The sequence below is a fragment of the Bacillus sp. 7894-2 genome, assembly GCF_002272225.1.
Lineage (GTDB): Bacteria > Bacillota > Bacilli > Bacillales > Cytobacillaceae > Cytobacillus.
The window spans coordinates 23,146-39,488 of the sequence record NZ_NPDG01000057.1 but is presented as its reverse complement, the minus strand read 5'-3'; the positions used below and the strand labels follow the sequence as shown (position 1 = coordinate 39,488).

The following is a 16,343-nucleotide window of genomic DNA, read 5'->3' as shown; positions in this document are numbered from 1 at the left end:
AATTTCGGGGCGGGACATTCTAATCTATGAAGGGGAAACAAATCATTTGAACATCATTCAGATGATCAAAACTTGAAATGAGGTGTCTGTCGCAGACAGTTTCCTTTCAGTATAAGCTTCAAACGTTCCTAATAAGGGGATGGTTGCATTGCACATGAAACCTGATGATCTTAAACACTTGATCGCTTTACCCGAAAGTGGTCACTAAGTCATTTTTAAATGAGGTGTTTGTTAAAGACTATCATCCATGCTTTATACGCCTGTAAAAGCTTATAAAGAAAATAAGGGGATGGTCCGATTGAACAAAGATCGATTTTCTCTAGATATGAACACAATTCATTCATAAATGAGGTGTTTGTTAAAGAGAATTTACCTGAAGTAGAAACGTACCAATAGAAGCTTCCCCTTCACGAAGGCAGGATTCCAAGCGGATCCTGCCTTTTATTTTATGGATAATACTATCCATCCACTTTTGCTTTTTTGTTTTTTGGAGGATATGGTAGAATTGTGAAAAAGAAATTTGGTTAGGAGCTGACATAATGAACGATTGTATTTTCTGTAAAATAATCAATGGCGAGATTCCTTCAGCCAAAGTTTTTGAAAATGACCATGTGATGGCATTTCTGGATATAAGCCAGGTCACAAAAGGGCATACACTTGTCATTCCGAAAGTACATAAAGAAAACTTGTATGAGATGGATGCTGAAACAGCCCGGAACTATTTCGAAGCTGTGCCGGAGATTGCCAGAGCCATCAAGGCCGAATTCGATCCAATTGGCCTGAATTTAATTAATAACAACGGTGAACACGCCGGGCAGACCGTTTTCCATTTCCACTCCCATCTTATTCCCCGTTATGGTGATGGAGATGGCTTAGGGGTTGTGTGGAAATCACATCAATCTGATTACTCAGCAACAGATCTCAAGGAAATCTCTGATGCCATAAAAAAACATCTATAACCCTTTGATCCTCCTGTTTCTGCAGGGAGGATTTTTTTCTCCAATTTTTCAAAATGTTCATTTTTTTCTCTGTACAAATCAATATAATTTGTTAACATATTAACTATCTTTATTTCTTCACAGCGTTATAGTGAATTGATTTTATATTTGGAGGGAGAAAAATGTACCGTGCTCTAAATTTTAATGCAGGCCCCGCAGCCCTGCCGGAAGAGGTATTAAAAGAAGCGGAAAAAAGTTTGCTGAACTTCGGCAATACAGGAATGGGCATTATGGAGTTGAGCCATAGAAGCAAGGAATATCAGGCAGTACATGATCAGGCAATCACACGCTTAAGAAGGCTGCTGGCCATCCCGGATGACTTTGAAGTGCTATTTATTCAGGGCGGGGCCAGTCTCCAGTTTTCCATGGTGCCGATGAATCTGCTGGGAAAAGACCAGGCAGCCCATTATGTTCTTAGTGGTTCCTGGTCAGAGAAAGCTTTAAAAGAAGCAGATAAAATTGGCGAAACTGTCATTTCTGCTTCCAGCAAGGATCAAAAATACAGCTTTATCCCCAAATTTAGTCAAGATGATATGCCGGACAATGCTGCCTATCTTCATATTACCAGCAACAATACAATTTACGGCACACAATGGCAAATCTTTCCTTCAAATAAAAAAACACCATTAGTAGCAGATATGTCAAGCGATATTTTAAGCCGTCCTTTGAAAGTAGACCAATTTGATTTGATCTATGCCGGTGCCCAGAAAAATCTCGGCCCTTCCGGTGTAACAGTAGTCATTATCCGAAAAGAACTATTAAAAAGATCTTCTGAAACGCTCCCTGTAATGCTGAATTACAATACATTTGCCAATAACAACTCTTTATATAACACACCTCCTACTCTTTCAATCTATTTACTGTCACTTGTGCTTCAGTGGGCAGAGCAGATAGGCGGCCTTGAGCAGATTGAAAAGGCCAATGAGAAGAAGGCAAAAATGCTCTATGATGTTATTGATGAAAGTGAAGGCTTTTACATAGGGCATGCCCATAAAAACAGCAGGTCCCGTATGAATGTTACTTTTAATCTTCACAGCGAAGATCTCTCCAGGGAATTTCAGAAACAGGCAAAAGAAGCAGGATTCGTCGGGCTTGGGGGGCACCGTTCTATTGGCGGCTGCCGCGCATCCATTTACAATGCTGTGCCAGAGCACCATGTTGAAAAGCTGGCCGCCTTTATGAAAGCTTTTAAAAATAATAATTAAAAAATATAGCACCTTTGAATTCCAGTGATATATGTTATAATGAGTTAAAGTTTTTCGCTGCAGGCAAAGAGTGCACTGCAGGAGAGACGACAGAGAATAGCAGAGGAGAGATGAGAATTGAATACAAAAAATTTAGTGGCCTTATCCCTATTGGTCGGGATGGGCGCAGTGCTTCATGCCGTTGTTCCAGGGTTCTTTCTCGGAATGAAACCGGACATGATGCTTACCATGATGTTTTTAGGAATAATCCTTTTTCCAGACACCAGAAGCGTTTTGCTTTTAGGTTTAGTCACAGGCCTGATTTCCGGATTTACCACAACCTTTCCTGGAGGATTAATCCCGAATATCATTGATAAGCCGGTTACTGCATTCACCTTTTTCGCCTTGTTCCTGATCGTAAAGAAATTCAGGAAGAATATCGTCAGTGCAGCTGTCTTAACAGCAGCAGGAACAATTGTATCCGGAATAGTGTTTTTAACTTCGGCATACCTGATTGTCGGACTGCCGGGGCCTTTCACTGCATTATTTGCAGCAGTTGTACTTCCTGCAGCTGCAGTTAACACCGCTGCAATGGTAATCCTTTATCCTGTAGCACAATCAATCGCAAACAGAACGAAGCTGACTAAAGTGACGATCAGCCAATAATTATACAGAAAGCCCGCAAATAAGCGGGCTTTTTTATTTGAAAACTATTTAGAAACTGCCGACAATCAGACCCAGCAGGAACAAAAACGCCCCGCCTGCCGCTAAAGCAGCCGCCCTTTTTTTTAGAACATATTTCGGAGGATAGACTCCGGGTTTCTTTATTGAAAGGAAAAAATGGATACCTCCTAAAAACAGCACCACACTTAATGCAAAAATTCCCGCCGCTGCACCGGACAACATGCCTCCCCCTTTCGTAAAATACTTCTTCTATTGAATTGTATGCCTGTTTGCCGTGAGCTATGAGGATATGGTTTACTCTTATATGTTTTGTGATATAGATATAAATAGAACACTTTTCATTTTCAGCTTTAGAAAAATGAAGATTGTAGTAAAATAGACATATAAATAAGATTCTGAGGTGATGGTTATGAAAGCCAAATCGTTATTGCTTGGACTATTAGCTGGCGGTGCTGCAGCCGGCATATCCACCCTATTAACTGCACCTGCTCCTGGAAGGGATACCCGACGGCAGTTAAAAGAAAACACAAACCTTCTGAAAGAGCAGCTTTTAGAATTAAAAACCGAATTGATGGCCATAAAGGATTCCGCTTCATTTGCTTCTAAGGAAGGTAAAACAGCCTTTAAGGAATTCTCAAGTGACATCAAATATTCAATCAGCAATTGGAAAAACGAGATTCTTCCCCATCAGCACAGGCTGCAGCGTGAATTGCAGGAAATTGAAGCAGCCATACACGAACTTGAAACAAATATAAAATAAATAAAAAAACCCTTCTTTTTTCTTTGGTTAAAAAGAAGGATTTTTTTATTTTTGAACGAAAACTAATATATTATTAAAATGCTTCAAATTTTTTTAAAACTTTAAATTGGCTTTCATCCCTTGACCTTAAGCCTTTTGTAGAAATATTTAATTATATTTCTAAAAATTTTGTAAATTTATATCTTTATTAATTTTTGTTTTATTGGCATAATGATACTATAAAAGAAAAATAAACTTCCGGCTGAATAGCCAGAATAATTAATTTTACAAAGTAGGTGAACTTTTGAATGTCGGACAAAGCAATTTCTATAAAGGAAGCAATGATTTTCAGCCAGCGAGTGGCACAGCTGAGTAAAGCCCTGTGGAAGTCTATAGAAAAAGATTGGCAGCAATGGATTAAACCCTACGATTTAAACATTAATGAACATCATATTTTATGGATTGCCTATCATTTAAACGGAGCATCAATTTCCGATGTTGCCAAGTTTGGTGTAATGCATGTTTCAACTGCATTCAACTTCTCCAAAAAGCTCGAAGAACGGGGTTTTCTTCAATTTTCTAAGAAAGAAAGCGATAAACGAAATACCTATATTAAATTGACTGAGGATGGCGAAAAGGTATTATTAAGTCTTATGGAAACCTATTCACCTGAAAAAAACGCCGTGTTCTCTGGTGCAATGCCACTAAGAGAGCTTTATGGAAAATTTCCTGACATCATCGAAATCATGGCGATAGTCCGTAATATATATGGTGACGATTTCATGGAGATCTTTGAAAAATCTTTTGCAAACCTTGAAAATCAATTTGATGAAGATGAGGGCAAATTAAAGAAAAAACAAGCAGAAAAGGAACTTGTTTAATTAATAAAGTTCCTTCCATCAATATGTAAACCCTTACAAAGCGAATCACATGCATTCGCTTTGTATTTATGAAAACGGTTGCTCACCGCTTCACATTGGTTTCATTTTAGTAAAGTTTTTATTCGACAAAATCTGTTTGTTTTCCCTATTGATTTTTTTATTTATTCATCGTAAAGTATCATAAGTGAGTTTGAAAGATTACTATTTTACTCCTTGTGGAGGTATTTTTATGATGAATTGCTGGAAGACGATTAACTTCACGAAGCAATATGGATCGCAGAGACTTTTTATTTTGTCTTCCTTAACTATGCTGGCTACTTTCATATTTACATATGTTCCTGCAACGTATGTATTTATGCCGGGCTCCTTTTACGATAATTATTTCATTTTCTTTGCAGCGGGACTATGGCTGATGTACCCAGTCCATAAGCTGCTTCACTATCTTCCGATTGCACACCTTGGAATAATCGTAAAAAAACAGCTGATAATTAAATATGGATTTATGCCAATTATATATATTCGAATAACGGAGCCTATTTCAAAACGGCTTTTCTTGACTGCCACTCTGGCCCCTATGTTCATTATAAACAGCCTGATTCTGGCTGCTTGCTTTGTTTTTCCTCATTATGTACATTATTTAGTCATTCTGTTTGCTTTCCATGCAGGCCTGTCTTTTTCTGACATTGTCTGCGCAAAAAACGTCCTTTATGCTCCAAATCAATCTTTTGTAGAAGAAAATGAAGATGGATTTGAGATTTTACTTCGTTCGAACCATTAGCAAAAATCCCGGGTATCCTGACAAAGGATACCTTTTACTTACCTGACAGGCAATCTTAAATACTATCTTTTTTTTGTGAACTTTGTTATTGTAATTAACAGACAAAACATGTTACAGCAATCATATGACTGCCCAAGGAGGGAATCTTGGATGATCTCCATCTTTATTATTTTTGCCGTTTTTATTTTATTTTATATCAACAAGATGACAAATTCACTTTGTCTCCAAAAAGAGATTCCTGAGGAACGGCAGCCCAAAGTATTCAGAACCATTAATATTCTTATCACCATATTGCTAATCTCTTCATTTGTAGAAATCTTGTATGCTTAGGATATCCTAAGCGCTCTTACCATGAGCAAAAGCGGCGGAAAATTTCCGCCGCTTTTTATATTGTGAAGGTTTTTATCTTAGTAAAGCCAAGATGCTCCTATGATGATCAGCAAAATGAATAACACGACAATTAGCGCAAAACCTCCGCCGTATCCGCTTCCTCCGGACATTTGGAATCCTCCTTTCGATTTGCGGCACAGAGCCCAGCAGATGGACTCTATACCCAAACTAGGCTTACAGCCAAGCTGCGCCTACAATTATCAATAAGATAAACAATACAACGATTAACGCGAAACCTCCGCCGTATCCTGCACCCATGGATAACACCTCCCCTTTAGGCTGCTACCATATCCTATTCATTTGCCTCTGTGGTCGGATAGGCTACTATCCCGGCTATCCAAACTTTTTTAGGCTGCTTGAATTTGAAACCTCTCATCAGAGGATTCCATGTATCATATGTACAATTGTCCTGAATGGGATGGGCGAACACCCAATTTTTTTTAAAAAACAATGGTTTATGGACCAAGCATTACTTTCTTCTTTTGTTATTTTTTTCATTTATGGTATAGTAGAGAATGTGATAAATGAAGGCACTGTGAAGGAAATTGCTGGTTTTTAAGAAGTCTAAAAATTCAGCAGAAGACAGCAGTCAAGCTCACCAGAGCCAAATTTGAAAATTAATTTAGGAGTGTTCAACATGAAGAAATGGATGCTATCGCTCTCCATTGCAGCCGGAGTAATTGGATTAAGCGCATGCAGCAGCACCGGCGGCGACTCAGGAGATGTCGTTGTTGAAACAAAGAGCGGAAACATTACAAAGGACGAGCTTTATGAAGCAATGAAGGAAAAATACGGCGAACAGGCGCTCCAGGAGCTCATTTATGAAAAAGTTCTTTCTGATAAATACAAAGTAACAGACAAAGAACTTAACGAGAAAATTGATGAACTAAAACAGCAGCTTGGTGCTAACTTCGAGATGGCACTTATGCAATATGGCTATAAGGATGAAGAAGATTTAAGGGAAACCTTTAAAACAGGCTTACTCCAGGAAAAAGCCGCTATTAAAGATATTGAAGCAACAGAAAAAGAAGTGAAAGAATACTACGATAACTACAAGCCGGAAATTAAAGCACGCCACATCCTGGTAGAGGATGAAAAAACGGCGAATGAAGTAAAGAAAAAGCTTGATGAAGGCGGAAAGTTTGAAGATCTGGCCAAAGAATATTCTAAAGATCCTGGATCTGCTGCAAATGGCGGAGATTTAGGCTGGTTTGGACCAGGTAAAATGGTTCCTGAATTCGAAGAGGCAGCTTATGCCCTTGATGTGAATGAAATCAGCGCTCCTGTTCAATCAGAACATGGTTTCCATATAATTCAGGTAACTGAGAAAAAAGAGAAAAAGTCCTTTGATGAAATGAAGAAGGAAATGGAATATCAAGTAAAAGTCTCCAAGCTTGATGGCGAGAAAATACAGCAGGCAATGGATCGTGAACTAAAGGCTGCTGATGTTGATATTAAAGATAAGGAACTAAAAGGGGTTCTTGATAAACCTGAAGCTGAAGGTGAAGGTGGAACTGAAGCGAAATAAAAAAAACGGGGCTCCATGCTGGAGTCCCGTTTTTTTTATGTTATTAAAGTCAGCCTGCTGATGCTTTAGCGGATTTCCGCTCTTCTTTTTCCCGTTCAAGACGCTTCATATAAATTTCACCCTCGCGTTCTATGCTGTCATGCTCCACTTTTTTCTCTTCCCTGCCTGTCCTTACCGCCATATATGCACTTATAACGATTCCGGCTGCAACAAAATATACCCAAATTGGAATCATCTGTTTCCCCTCTTTCTTTTCATATGGTTGTCCATTTACTATAAAATGTATGCTGAACCGGAAAAAATATGATGACAGACACTAAAAATGCCATCCTTTCCCATTAGGAAGGATGGCATTTATTATTTATGAAAACTAGGTTTATAGAATGAACGGTTATCCAGAGCAAATACCCGCTCCGAGAATTCTCCAGGTTTTACCCTCTCAAGAGCTCTATCAAGCATATTCATTTTTGCATCAATATTATCAATATAATGAAGAATTTCTGCTTCCTTGATTAATGGCGGCTTCGGACTGCCCCATTCTGCTTTGCCGTGATGGGACAAGACCAGGTGCTGAAGGACCATAATCTCTTCACCGCTGATTCCCAGTTCCTCAGCAGCTTTTCCTATTTCGTTGATCATAATGGTTATATGCCCTAGCAGGTTTCCTTCTATTGTGTAGGATGTTGAAATCGGTCCGGACAGCTCTGTAATTTTCCCTAAATCGTGCAGGATGACTCCAGCGTACAATAAGTCCTTATCGAGGCTTGGGTACAAACCGGAAATTACTTTAGCCAAATCCAGCATGGAAACAACATGATAGGCAAGACCGGAAACGAACTCATGATGGTTCTTGGTAGCAGCCGGGTATTCAAGAAAGTCCTTTTGATGCTTTTTCAGTAAATGGCGGGTAATCCGCTGGATGTTCGGATTTTTCATTTCAAATATATATTGAGTGATTTTACTCATCATTTCATCAGTACTTAAGGGTGCTGTTTCGAGAAAGTCTGCCAGCTTCACTGGATCAGTTGGAGAGGCCGGCCGTATTTGGCGGATTCTTAACTGATTGCGTCCACGGTAATTTAAAATATCCCCTGCCACTTTTACAATGGTTTCAGGACTGTAGTTTTTGGCATCTTCATCAGACACATCCCAAAGCTTTGCTTCAATTTCCCCGCTTTGGTCCTGGAAGATAAGGGTCAAGAACGGCTTTCCATTACTCGCAATTCCCTTAGTTGCATTTTTGATGAGCAGAAAAAGCTCGATTTGTTCTCCTACTTCGTAATAAACAATTCCTTTTGACATACGCGCGCCGACGCTCCCTTCACGAGGTTGTTTAAAATAGGCAATCAGAAATAGACAAATCTTTTGCAGCCTCTTTAAACATGCAATTCTATTAACCTAGTATACCATACAGATACGGCACTCTCCTAAATTAATCATGTCACTTGCCCGCCATTAAAACCCATTCACTTTTTCATGAATGGGTTCAATTAATACAAATGCAGCAAATCCTCTCGATGTCTTAAGGAAAGGCACCTCAGTTATCATTAGACAGACAGTTTTTCCTTTCTAACGGACTGTATCTGTTCTTCCTGAAAATACGGCAGAAGGTGCTTATGACAAGTGAAAAATAAAACTTGCCGATTTTTCAGGCTTTTTAACAGGGTAATCATTCTTTCTGTTCGGACATGATCAAAATTCACGAAGCTGTCATCAATAATAATCGGAAATGGGTATTTACCATAAATTGTCATGGCGAGTGCAAGTCTAAACGATACGTATATCTGTTCCGCAGTCGCCTGGCTCAGCTCCTTTGCTTCAAAAACTGCTCCTGTCCTGCTTTCTATGAGAAAACCGCTCCCTTCCTCTTTAGGAAAAATCCGTACATAGCGGCCATTGGTTAAGTAAGAAAGATAGTGCTCTGCTTTATCCAGCATTTTTGGCAAGCGCTCATCTTTAAAGCTTCTTATCGTCCGATCTAATATATCCTTGGCAGCAGCATATTTTGCCCACTCCCTTGCCTCTGCTTCAAACTCAGATTTCAGCAAAGCGAATTTATGCAGAAGTTCCGCATATGTTCCGCCCTCTTCAAGAATTCCAATTTCATGCTTTACTTCTGCAAGCTTGGTCTGCAGACCAGGAATACTTTCCTTGAGCCGAGCAGCTTTTTCGCTGACGGCTTGAATCTCTGCTTCCGGTTTTGTCACATTGAAATATTCGCCGATTTCCTCCTGTGAAAAAGAGTTAAGGCTCATTTGCTTGCGGACCTGTTTTATCTGTTCCTCAAGTTCTGCTAATCTCTGTGCTTCAGCTGCTTTTTCCCGGTATTCATCTGAATTATCAGTGCCTGCGCTTCGGAACAGGTTCCTGCATTCATTTTGGAAGTGGCTAAGTTCGGCAAGCACTGTGCTGAGTTCCAGCTTTAACTCTTGAAGCTTGGCTTCTTTTTCACCCTGCTTTATCTGTTTCTCGGTTTCTTCCTTCAGCCTTTTTTTCAGTTGATAGCCGACTTCCTGAATACTTCCCGGCTCGCTATTTAATAGAGACTTTAGCTTTTGAAAAGTTTGGAGCTTCTCATTGATTCCCTTTTCTGCTGATGCCTTTCTTTCAAGGGTGTATTTTTTTTCCCTGGTAAGAACTTTCAGCTTTTCAATCAGACTAAAAGCCTCGCTTAAGTAGTTTTTGGCAACTTCAGAAGGAAGAAGCAGCTGTTTCCCCAGCTGCAGGAGTTCAGATTCAAGTTCGGCAGATTCCTTTTCCCATTTTTCAAAGGAGTTAATGACCTTTTCATATTTTTCATTTGTTTGTTCAAGCTGAAATTGTAATTGGATAAGCTGATTTTGCCTTTCACTGTCTTTCTTCAGCTGTGCCTCCAGGCTCGCAGCATGCTGAATGTCAGGATGCTGCGATTTCTCATGCAGTGATTTTTCTTTTTCACTCAGTGATTTTATCTCATCTTTAATAAAGCTATCCTCTCTCTTAGGCTCCTTTTTGTTTGCACTTGTAAAACAAAAGGCTGCGCCTATCAAACCTGCACCTGCAATCACCCATAATTGACTAAAGATTCCCCAGCCTGCAAAAGCTGCAAACAGAACTCCCAAAAACAAAAGCTGCCTTTTTTCCCGGTATGCTTTTTGCTGTCTTTTTTCCTGTTCCTTTTTTTCTGTTTTGTGAAGGAACTGAAGCCTTTCCTGTATATCCTGCAGCTCTTTTTCGATATTGTGCTTATTCGAGGTGAAGCTCAGTGTTTCTTTAATGGCAGCACGTTCGTCCTCCGTAAGAAGCAGTTCTGTCAATTCGCCAAGTTTCTGTTCCGTATTCTCCAGCGCCGACGTTTCATCGTTAAACCGCCCGTCCAACTCCAGTTTCATTGCTTGCAGATGATTTCGCCGGGAATTAACCGCATTAATCTTTTCCTTCATAAAAACACTCGTATCAGCCTGTTCAAGCTGCTGTTCGTCAATTTGAAGATGAAGTCTTTCCTGAAGATTTATTATTTCATCTGAGATATTTCCCAGTTTTATCGATAATTCTTTATCCTCTTGAATTAATCTACCCAGCAGCGGCAGCCCTTCAACTGCTGCATTGATTTGCGGCTCATGATTTAAGAGCAAAAGATCAGGCTGACTGCTTTCCAGCTCTTGTTCCAAAATGTTTATTCTGGATTCCAGACTGGCTCTTCGTCCTTCCAGCGGCTTTATCAGGCTTTCAAGCTTCTCCAATAAAGAAAGCCCATCTGCCGGAAAAGACACATCTCCAAATCTTCCCCTTTCTTTAATCAGCTCCTGCTCCATAGCTAATAAAGGATAGAATTCCTTCCACTCTTTTAGACGGGATAGCTTCTGCTGGTATTGCTCCAACTCATGCTGTATTCTCTGTAAATCGTTTGCGATACTATCTTTTTCCTGCAGCAATATCCAATAATGTTCATTATTCTGCTCTGCTTTTTTCAAATCCCGATGCAGCTGCTTCATCTCTTTCAGCTTTACATTAAGGGTTGGCTTTTTTCCATTTGGCTTAAAGCGGCTTTCCAATTCCTTTTGTAGTATATTTTCAGCAGTAACGAGATGATCCGTACCCAGTGAACCTGCTGAAAACAAATACCTGCCCAAATCCTCACCCTTCATTTGGTTCACATTTTGCAGTCCATGAATATTAAAAGAGAAAATAGACTGATATAAGTTTTTATCAATATGGTGAAGGAGTTCGCCTAAAAGGCCTTCTCCTCCCCTGGTGCCATCCTCAAGAAGGACGCTGACATCACCTGACGCTTTGCCTTTAACCCGCTCTATGACCGCCTTCCCTCTATCAGGAAAAACAGCGGTAATTCTGCCGCCATATTTCGCTCCTTCCTTAGGCTCATACCTTAATTCCGATTGAGTCTTTGCCGGAAAGCCAAAAAGAACGCTATGAATAAAAGACATGATGGTTGATTTGCCCGCCTCATTTTCTCCGTAAATAACCTGCAGGGATTGAATATCGTCAAGTATAAAGTCAGTAAGCTTTCCATAACCGTAAATATGTATGTCTGTAATTATCAAGGGTCCACCTCCATTCATTGTCCTCAAGCTTTGTATAATAGGCCCACCAGCAGTGCTTCGGCTTCCTCCGCGATTCTCTGTTTTTCATCCTTAGTGAGCTCGTTCAAAAATCTTCTTGCCAGGGGATGTGAATACAAGGACAAAGAACTTTCACTGCACTCTCCAAAGTGATCCGCAGTTTTAAAAAGCTCACTGAAAAAATCTGATTCATGTGCAAGCTTTTCCTTATTCCACATTCTTTTTTCATTTACTGTGATACCGGAAATCCATACAAATGATTCCTCATCTGCCTCTTCCTCCTGCAGTGTTTCGATGAGCTCGCCATTGGTTATGCTTCTTAATTCGTGATCTGGCATGCATGCATCTGCAAGTGTCAGATTTAGGAATGTTCCCTGCCTGTTTTGCCGTTTTTCTTCCATCAAATTTAAGCAAGTTTCATAAACATCCTGATAATTCTCCAATCCGGAAGCATCTATTTTTGCATTTTCCCAGATAAGAGGAGCGGCTTCCAGAAACTCTGTCTTCGCACCAGAACTATCAAGCTCAACTAAATAGCATCCTTTCGGACCTGTTTCTTTCCGGTTTCTTCCCTGTATATTACCGGGGTAAATGACTGGCGGCTGGGAAATGATGATTTCCCGTTTATGTATATGCCCAAGAGCCCAATAATCAAAGCTCTTTCCCAGCAAATCATTTATTCGGAACGGTGCATATGGATCATGATCATTGCTGCCTTCAGAAGAGCCATGAAGTATTCCAATATGCAGATCAGCTCCATCTGCCCTGCTGTATTGATCGATCATTCTTTCCAGCACATGTCTCTTAGGGTAGCTGAAACCGTAGAGATGAACAGATGTACCATTTTCAGCAGTATGCTTTACCGCTTCAACCTCATGGGAAAAAATATGGACATTTTCCGGCATTGGCAAATGGGCCCATCGGCCATCCATATGGTCATGATTACCATGGACTGCATAAACAGCAATCCCGCATTCCGCCAGCCTTTCCATTTCCTTACGAAAACGGGTTTGTGCCTTTATGCTCCTGTCTTCACCGTCAAATAAATCCCCGGCTAAGATGACAAAGTCAACAGCATGGAAAATGGCTAAGTCAATTATTTTAGTAAATGCATCGAAGGTACTTTCCTGAAGCTTTTTAAATATGGCTCCGGGCAAATGCTTCAAACCGGACATTGGACTATCCAGGTGCAAGTCAGCAGCGTGAATAAACGTAACCCTTTTCATGGAAACTTCCTTTCATTCCTTTTCTTTCATTTTACCTCATCCAAAAAACGAATGCACGTTCCTATCCGAAATGATTTATATCTTTACTGATTTTCTTAATTAGTTTTAGACAGGGAAGCTTGTGCATAAAAATGTACAAGACTCTTTCTTGAGGACCGCATAAAACTTCAAGGAGAACTTTAAGGGCGGAGTGGTATATTGGGAATTGGAATTTATTTAAGTTATGTGTTTCTCGGACTGTCTCTGGCAGCTCCAATTGGGCCGGTTAATGCCGTCAGGCTTGAAAAAGGGATCAAAAATGGATTTTGGCATGCGTGGATTGTTGGAGTGGGTTCGATGTTTGCTGATGGGTTTTATATGCTGGTTGTATACCTTGGACTCGTCCACTTTTTGGACACCCCTGTTGTACTGATCTTCCTGTGGCTTTTTGGAGGATTTATTCTTTTATATACGGGGTTCCAAAGTATTGTAAATGCCAATAAAATTTCCATAAGCTATGTGCGCAGCCAGGATTCCCTGTTTAAATGCTTTTTCTCCGGGTTTATTATGTCCATATCCAGTCCTCTTTCCATTCTGTTCTGGCTTGGCATTTACGGATCTGTACTTGCAAAAACAGCCGCAGCCTATGGAAAAACAGAGCTCTTTTTATACAGTACTATGATTTTTCTGGGACTCATGCTATGGGATTTATTTGTTGCAGGGTTAACTACAGGGTTTCGGCGTTTCCTGACCTCTAAAGGGATCATCGTTATATCGATTCTTTCAGGATTATCGCTAATTGGATTTGGAGCTTATTTTGCATTTGAAGGTTTAAAGGCATTATTTGCATAACGAATTACATGGAAAAAGCTCCGTTTCTTAAAGACGGAGCTTTTATCAGATTATTCGTTTTTAGTAAGCTGTAATGCTTTTTTAATATCTTTAAATGAATTGGATTTGCCATACATCAATACTCCGCCCCTGTAGACTCTCGCTCCAAAGACAGCTAGCAGTATAATGGAAACTAGAAGGATCGCAATTCCAAGAATCGGCTCCCATACCGGCAGTGACAGCATCCCCACTCTCATGAACATGAGCATCGGAGTAAAGAATGGAATATAAGACGTGATCGTTACAAAGGAAGCTTCCGGCTGGCCTAAGCCAAACATAGCAATCATAAAGCCTGCCACAACCATCATAGTCATTGGAGTAATCATCTGCTGGATATCTTCAATCCTGCTTACAAGCGAACCAAGAAAAGCCGCCAGTGTGGCGTAAAGGAAATATCCAAGAATGAAAAAGATGAGTGCATAAGCGATAGTCGAAGCCGGAATGTTTCCAAATCCAAAGAATTCAAAAAAGCCGCCTTCCATCGTATCAAGATTCTGTTTGACTGAAAAATAACCGACTAATAGAATGAGAGCCATCTGTGTCAGACTAAGCAGCCCGATTCCCAATATTTTTGCGAACATCTGCTTGATTGGCGAGACACTGGATATCAGTATTTCCATGACACGGGAAGACTTTTCTGTCGCTACCTCCATGGCAATCATATTAGCGTATAAGATGACTGCAAAATAAATGATGAATAACAGAACATAAACAAGTCCTCTTGCCTGATTCAGTTCTTCTTCTGTTTTAGCGTTTTCTTCAAGAGCGGTCTTATCAAAAGGCACCGGCTCATACAGTTTGCTTAATTGCTCCGGGCTAAGGTTTATTTGAGTGGCGGCCATTTGCGTTTTCAGCTGCTGCAGCCCGCCCTGCAATTCGGATGGGATGGCTGAATCGGCTATACTTCTTGCTTTATAGGCTGCTTCAGGCAGCTCTTCTTCTGTAAAGGATAACAGTAAAAGTCCTTTATACTTTTCATCCTTAACAGCATTTTCTCCTTCTGCCTCTGACCCTTTGTAGGCAATTAAAGATATCTTGTTATTCAGGGCATCCATTTGTTCCTGAAGAGGAGCTAACAGCACCCCTGTCTCATCGATTACTGCAATTCGTTCTTCATCATCCTTATTAAAATAATCAATAATACCGGATAAGTTGGCAAGCCCTGCAACTATCGCCACAGTAATGAGGGTCGTAACAATAAATGACTTGGTCTTCAGCTTGCTTAAATAAGTATGAAGAAGAATCGTCATAAAGTTATTCATAGGAAGCACCAGCCTTTTCTATAAAAATATCATTCAGAGACGGCTCTTCCAAAACAAATTTACGGACAAACCCCTTCTCTGCAACCTCTTTGAAAATGGCTTCAGCGGCATCTTCACCGGAAATCTGCAGCTGAATGCCCTCAGCTGTCTGTCTGGCTTTCACCACTCCCCTGCTATCCTTTAAAAAGCTCAAATCATAATCGGCATGGATAACCAGATTCTTTCTGCCGAAGGAACGTTTAATTTCTTTTAAAGACCCGTGCACTACCGGCCGTCCTTTTTGCATGATGCATAAATGCTCACAAAGCTCTTCTACATGCTCCATCCTATGTGAGGAAAAAACAATCGTTGTACCGTTATCCCTTAACTCCAGTACAGCATCCTTCAGCAGTTCTACATTAACCGGATCCAGTCCGCTGAATGGTTCATCCAGAATTAAAAGCTTTGGCTTATGTATAACTGCAGTAATAAACTGGATTTTCTGCTGGTTTCCCTTTGAAAGCTCTTCAATTTTTTTATTGGCATATTCAGGAACTTTGAATCTCTCAAGCCAATAAGTTAATTCCTCTAAACAGTCCTGCTTTGCCATCCCTCTCAGCTTAGCTAAATAGATAACCTGATCTTTGACCTTCAGCTTTGGATATAAGCCTCTTTCTTCAGGAAGGTAGCCTATCAGCGGGCTGGTTGAATAATCGATGGGATTTCCATTCCACGTAATCTTTCCTCCACTGGGATCCAGTAGTCCCAGTATCATTCGAAAGGTCGTTGTTTTACCGGCGCCATTCGCCCCCAGGAATCCAAACATCTCACTTTCGGGAATAGAAAGTGACAAATCATCCACTGCCGTAAACTTACCAAACCGCTTTGTTACATGCTCAAGCTCTAAAGCCATATTGAATTCCTCCTTTTCCTATTTAGCAATACGTACAGAATGGGAAAAAGTTCCCTCATATAAAACTATTTTTCCGAATAAATTTTGCACATTCTAAGAAATTATGCAAGAATAATAGTAACTATCTGAATTTTATAATAAGAGGGGTGTCCCATTATGAAGACTTACAAGCTTACTGCATTTGAACAGGACGGGGAAAAGATACTGGATGAAGCATTCCAGGCAGCTTCTGATGACGAAGCTAAGAGTGTTGGAGAAAATCTCCTTAAGGAAAAAGGGCTGAATGAGAAAACTCACCGCTGCACTTCTCCTGCAGGCAAGCTGATTTTGTTTCATAGATAGGAAGAAAAGC

19 protein-coding genes are annotated in these 16,343 nt (G+C 40.2%); 10 read left to right on the top strand and 9 right to left on the bottom strand.

The features are described from left to right. Positions 1-539 precede the first annotated feature (539 nt). The 3 genes from CHI10_RS08145 (at position 540) to CHI10_RS08135 (ending at position 2,848) form a co-directional block, all read left to right on the top strand. Complete coding sequence (locus CHI10_RS08145; RefSeq protein ID WP_095243825.1) at positions 540-959, top strand: HIT family protein; 420 nt, start codon at positions 540-542, stop codon at positions 957-959. A 161-nt stretch (positions 960-1,120) separates the two neighbouring features. Next, positions 1,121-2,203 (top strand): 3-phosphoserine/phosphohydroxythreonine transaminase, encoded by a 1,083-nt coding sequence (gene serC / locus CHI10_RS08140; RefSeq protein ID WP_095243824.1) that lies wholly within the window; start codon positions 1,121-1,123, stop codon positions 2,201-2,203. Between the two features lie 117 nt (positions 2,204-2,320). Next, the gene (locus tag CHI10_RS08135; protein ID WP_095243823.1) at positions 2,321-2,848 is read left to right on the top strand and encodes a tryptophan transporter; all 528 of its coding nucleotides are present in this window, start codon (positions 2,321-2,323) and stop codon (positions 2,846-2,848) included. A 48-nt stretch (positions 2,849-2,896) separates the two neighbouring features. On the opposite strand, the gene yhzF is transcribed toward CHI10_RS08135, so the two are convergent. Beyond that, complete coding sequence (gene yhzF / locus CHI10_RS08130) at positions 2,897-3,088, bottom strand: membrane protein YhzF (RefSeq protein WP_353615965.1); 192 nt, start codon at positions 3,086-3,088, stop codon at positions 2,897-2,899. A 187-nt stretch (positions 3,089-3,275) separates the two neighbouring features. Between yhzF and CHI10_RS08125 the strand changes: the two genes are divergently transcribed. The 4 genes from CHI10_RS08125 (at position 3,276) to CHI10_RS22630 (ending at position 5,594) form a co-directional block, all read left to right on the top strand. After that, positions 3,276-3,626, top strand: coding sequence for a YtxH domain-containing protein (locus CHI10_RS08125; protein WP_095243822.1), 351 nt, complete (start codon positions 3,276-3,278; stop codon positions 3,624-3,626). Positions 3,627-3,913: 287 nt separating this feature from the next. Next, positions 3,914-4,486: an HTH-type transcriptional regulator Hpr gene (locus CHI10_RS08120; RefSeq protein ID WP_095243821.1), complete on the top strand. Its 573-nt coding sequence runs from the start codon at positions 3,914-3,916 to the stop codon at positions 4,484-4,486. 229 nt (positions 4,487-4,715) lie between these two features. After that, a complete protein-coding gene (locus CHI10_RS08115) occupies positions 4,716-5,264 on the top strand; it encodes a DUF3267 domain-containing protein (RefSeq protein WP_095243820.1) in 549 nt (182 codons plus the stop codon). Positions 5,265-5,414: 150 nt separating this feature from the next. Next, the gene (locus CHI10_RS22630; RefSeq protein ID WP_009331432.1) at positions 5,415-5,594 is read left to right on the top strand and encodes a hypothetical protein; all 180 of its coding nucleotides are present in this window, start codon (positions 5,415-5,417) and stop codon (positions 5,592-5,594) included. Between the two features lie 77 nt (positions 5,595-5,671). On the opposite strand, the gene CHI10_RS08105 is transcribed toward CHI10_RS22630, so the two are convergent. Together CHI10_RS08105 and CHI10_RS08100 are read right to left on the bottom strand one after the other, a co-directional pair. Then, on the bottom strand, positions 5,672-5,764 hold the full coding sequence (locus tag CHI10_RS08105) for a YjcZ family sporulation protein (protein ID WP_035326930.1): 93 nt from the start codon (positions 5,762-5,764) through the stop codon (positions 5,672-5,674). Between the two features lie 64 nt (positions 5,765-5,828). Continuing rightward, positions 5,829-5,912: a YjcZ family sporulation protein gene (locus tag CHI10_RS08100; RefSeq protein WP_064503397.1), complete on the bottom strand. Its 84-nt coding sequence runs from the start codon at positions 5,910-5,912 to the stop codon at positions 5,829-5,831. A 379-nt stretch (positions 5,913-6,291) separates the two neighbouring features. Here CHI10_RS08100 and CHI10_RS08095 point away from each other — a divergent pair, with 379 nt between their 5' ends. Continuing rightward, a complete protein-coding gene (locus CHI10_RS08095; protein WP_095243818.1) occupies positions 6,292-7,182 on the top strand; it encodes a peptidylprolyl isomerase in 891 nt (296 codons plus the stop codon). Between the two features lie 49 nt (positions 7,183-7,231). Here CHI10_RS08095 and CHI10_RS08090 read toward each other — a convergent pair whose 3' ends face one another. The 4 genes from CHI10_RS08090 to CHI10_RS08075 form a co-directional block, all read right to left on the bottom strand. Then, on the bottom strand, positions 7,232-7,417 hold the full coding sequence (locus CHI10_RS08090; RefSeq protein WP_061794339.1) for a sporulation YhaL family protein: 186 nt from the start codon (positions 7,415-7,417) through the stop codon (positions 7,232-7,234). A gap of 122 nt (positions 7,418-7,539) precedes the next feature. Beyond that, positions 7,540-8,484 carry a 3'-5' exoribonuclease YhaM gene (yhaM, locus tag CHI10_RS08085; protein ID WP_048010717.1) on the bottom strand — a complete coding sequence of 315 codons (945 nt, stop codon included), beginning with the start codon at positions 8,482-8,484 and terminating at the stop codon, positions 7,540-7,542. A 245-nt stretch (positions 8,485-8,729) separates the two neighbouring features. After that, positions 8,730-11,723, bottom strand: coding sequence for an ATP-binding protein (locus CHI10_RS08080; RefSeq protein ID WP_095243817.1), 2,994 nt, complete (start codon positions 11,721-11,723; stop codon positions 8,730-8,732). A 23-nt stretch (positions 11,724-11,746) separates the two neighbouring features. Further along, positions 11,747-12,967: a metallophosphoesterase family protein gene (locus tag CHI10_RS08075; protein ID WP_095243816.1), complete on the bottom strand. Its 1,221-nt coding sequence runs from the start codon at positions 12,965-12,967 to the stop codon at positions 11,747-11,749. A gap of 198 nt (positions 12,968-13,165) precedes the next feature. Here CHI10_RS08075 and CHI10_RS08070 point away from each other — a divergent pair, with 198 nt between their 5' ends. Further along, complete coding sequence (locus tag CHI10_RS08070) at positions 13,166-13,798, top strand: LysE family transporter (protein WP_095243815.1); 633 nt, start codon at positions 13,166-13,168, stop codon at positions 13,796-13,798. A gap of 50 nt (positions 13,799-13,848) precedes the next feature. On the opposite strand, the gene CHI10_RS08065 is transcribed toward CHI10_RS08070, so the two are convergent. Together CHI10_RS08065 and CHI10_RS08060 are read right to left on the bottom strand one after the other, a co-directional pair. Further along, a complete protein-coding gene (locus CHI10_RS08065; protein WP_095243814.1) occupies positions 13,849-15,099 on the bottom strand; it encodes an ABC transporter permease in 1,251 nt (416 codons plus the stop codon). After that, entirely contained in the window at positions 15,092-15,991 is a 900-nt protein-coding gene (locus CHI10_RS08060) for an ABC transporter ATP-binding protein (RefSeq protein ID WP_095243813.1), read from the bottom strand. Before CHI10_RS08060 ends, CHI10_RS08065 begins: the two co-directional genes overlap by 8 nt. Positions 15,992-16,147: 156 nt before the next feature. Here CHI10_RS08060 and CHI10_RS08055 point away from each other — a divergent pair, with 156 nt between their 5' ends. Beyond that, complete coding sequence (locus tag CHI10_RS08055) at positions 16,148-16,333, top strand: YhzD family protein (protein ID WP_095243812.1); 186 nt, start codon at positions 16,148-16,150, stop codon at positions 16,331-16,333. The last annotated feature ends 10 nt before the right edge of the window (positions 16,334-16,343 follow it).

Bases quoted from the DNA above. Each gene is read 5' to 3' on its own strand.
- CHI10_RS08145 (WP_095243825.1), top strand. From the start codon at position 540: ATGAACGATTGTATTTTCTGTAAAATAATCAATGGCGAGATTCCTTCA.
- CHI10_RS08115 (WP_095243820.1), top strand. From the start codon at position 4,716: ATGATGAATTGCTGGAAGACGATTAACTTCACGAAGCAATATGGATCG.
- CHI10_RS08095 (WP_095243818.1), top strand. From the start codon at position 6,292: ATGAAGAAATGGATGCTATCGCTCTCCATTGCAGCCGGAGTAATTGGA.
- yhzF (WP_353615965.1), bottom strand. From the start codon at position 3,088: ATGTTGTCCGGTGCAGCGGCGGGAATTTTTGCATTAAGTGTGGTGCTG.
- CHI10_RS08065 (WP_095243814.1), bottom strand. From the start codon at position 15,099: ATGAATAACTTTATGACGATTCTTCTTCATACTTATTTAAGCAAGCTG.
- yhaM (WP_048010717.1), bottom strand. From the start codon at position 8,484: ATGTCAAAAGGAATTGTTTATTACGAAGTAGGAGAACAAATCGAGCTT.
- CHI10_RS08075 (WP_095243816.1), bottom strand. From the start codon at position 12,967: ATGAAAAGGGTTACGTTTATTCACGCTGCTGACTTGCACCTGGATAGT.
- CHI10_RS08105 (WP_035326930.1), bottom strand. From the start codon at position 5,764: ATGTCCGGAGGAAGCGGATACGGCGGAGGTTTTGCGCTAATTGTCGTG.
- CHI10_RS08090 (WP_061794339.1), bottom strand. From the start codon at position 7,417: ATGATTCCAATTTGGGTATATTTTGTTGCAGCCGGAATCGTTATAAGT.
- CHI10_RS22630 (WP_009331432.1), top strand. From the start codon at position 5,415: ATGATCTCCATCTTTATTATTTTTGCCGTTTTTATTTTATTTTATATC.
- CHI10_RS08055 (WP_095243812.1), top strand. From the start codon at position 16,148: ATGAAGACTTACAAGCTTACTGCATTTGAACAGGACGGGGAAAAGATA.
- CHI10_RS08120 (WP_095243821.1), top strand. From the start codon at position 3,914: ATGTCGGACAAAGCAATTTCTATAAAGGAAGCAATGATTTTCAGCCAG.
- CHI10_RS08125 (WP_095243822.1), top strand. From the start codon at position 3,276: ATGAAAGCCAAATCGTTATTGCTTGGACTATTAGCTGGCGGTGCTGCA.
- CHI10_RS08100 (WP_064503397.1), bottom strand. From the start codon at position 5,912: ATGGGTGCAGGATACGGCGGAGGTTTCGCGTTAATCGTTGTATTGTTT.
- CHI10_RS08060 (WP_095243813.1), bottom strand. From the start codon at position 15,991: ATGGCTTTAGAGCTTGAGCATGTAACAAAGCGGTTTGGTAAGTTTACG.
- serC (WP_095243824.1), top strand. From the start codon at position 1,121: ATGTACCGTGCTCTAAATTTTAATGCAGGCCCCGCAGCCCTGCCGGAA.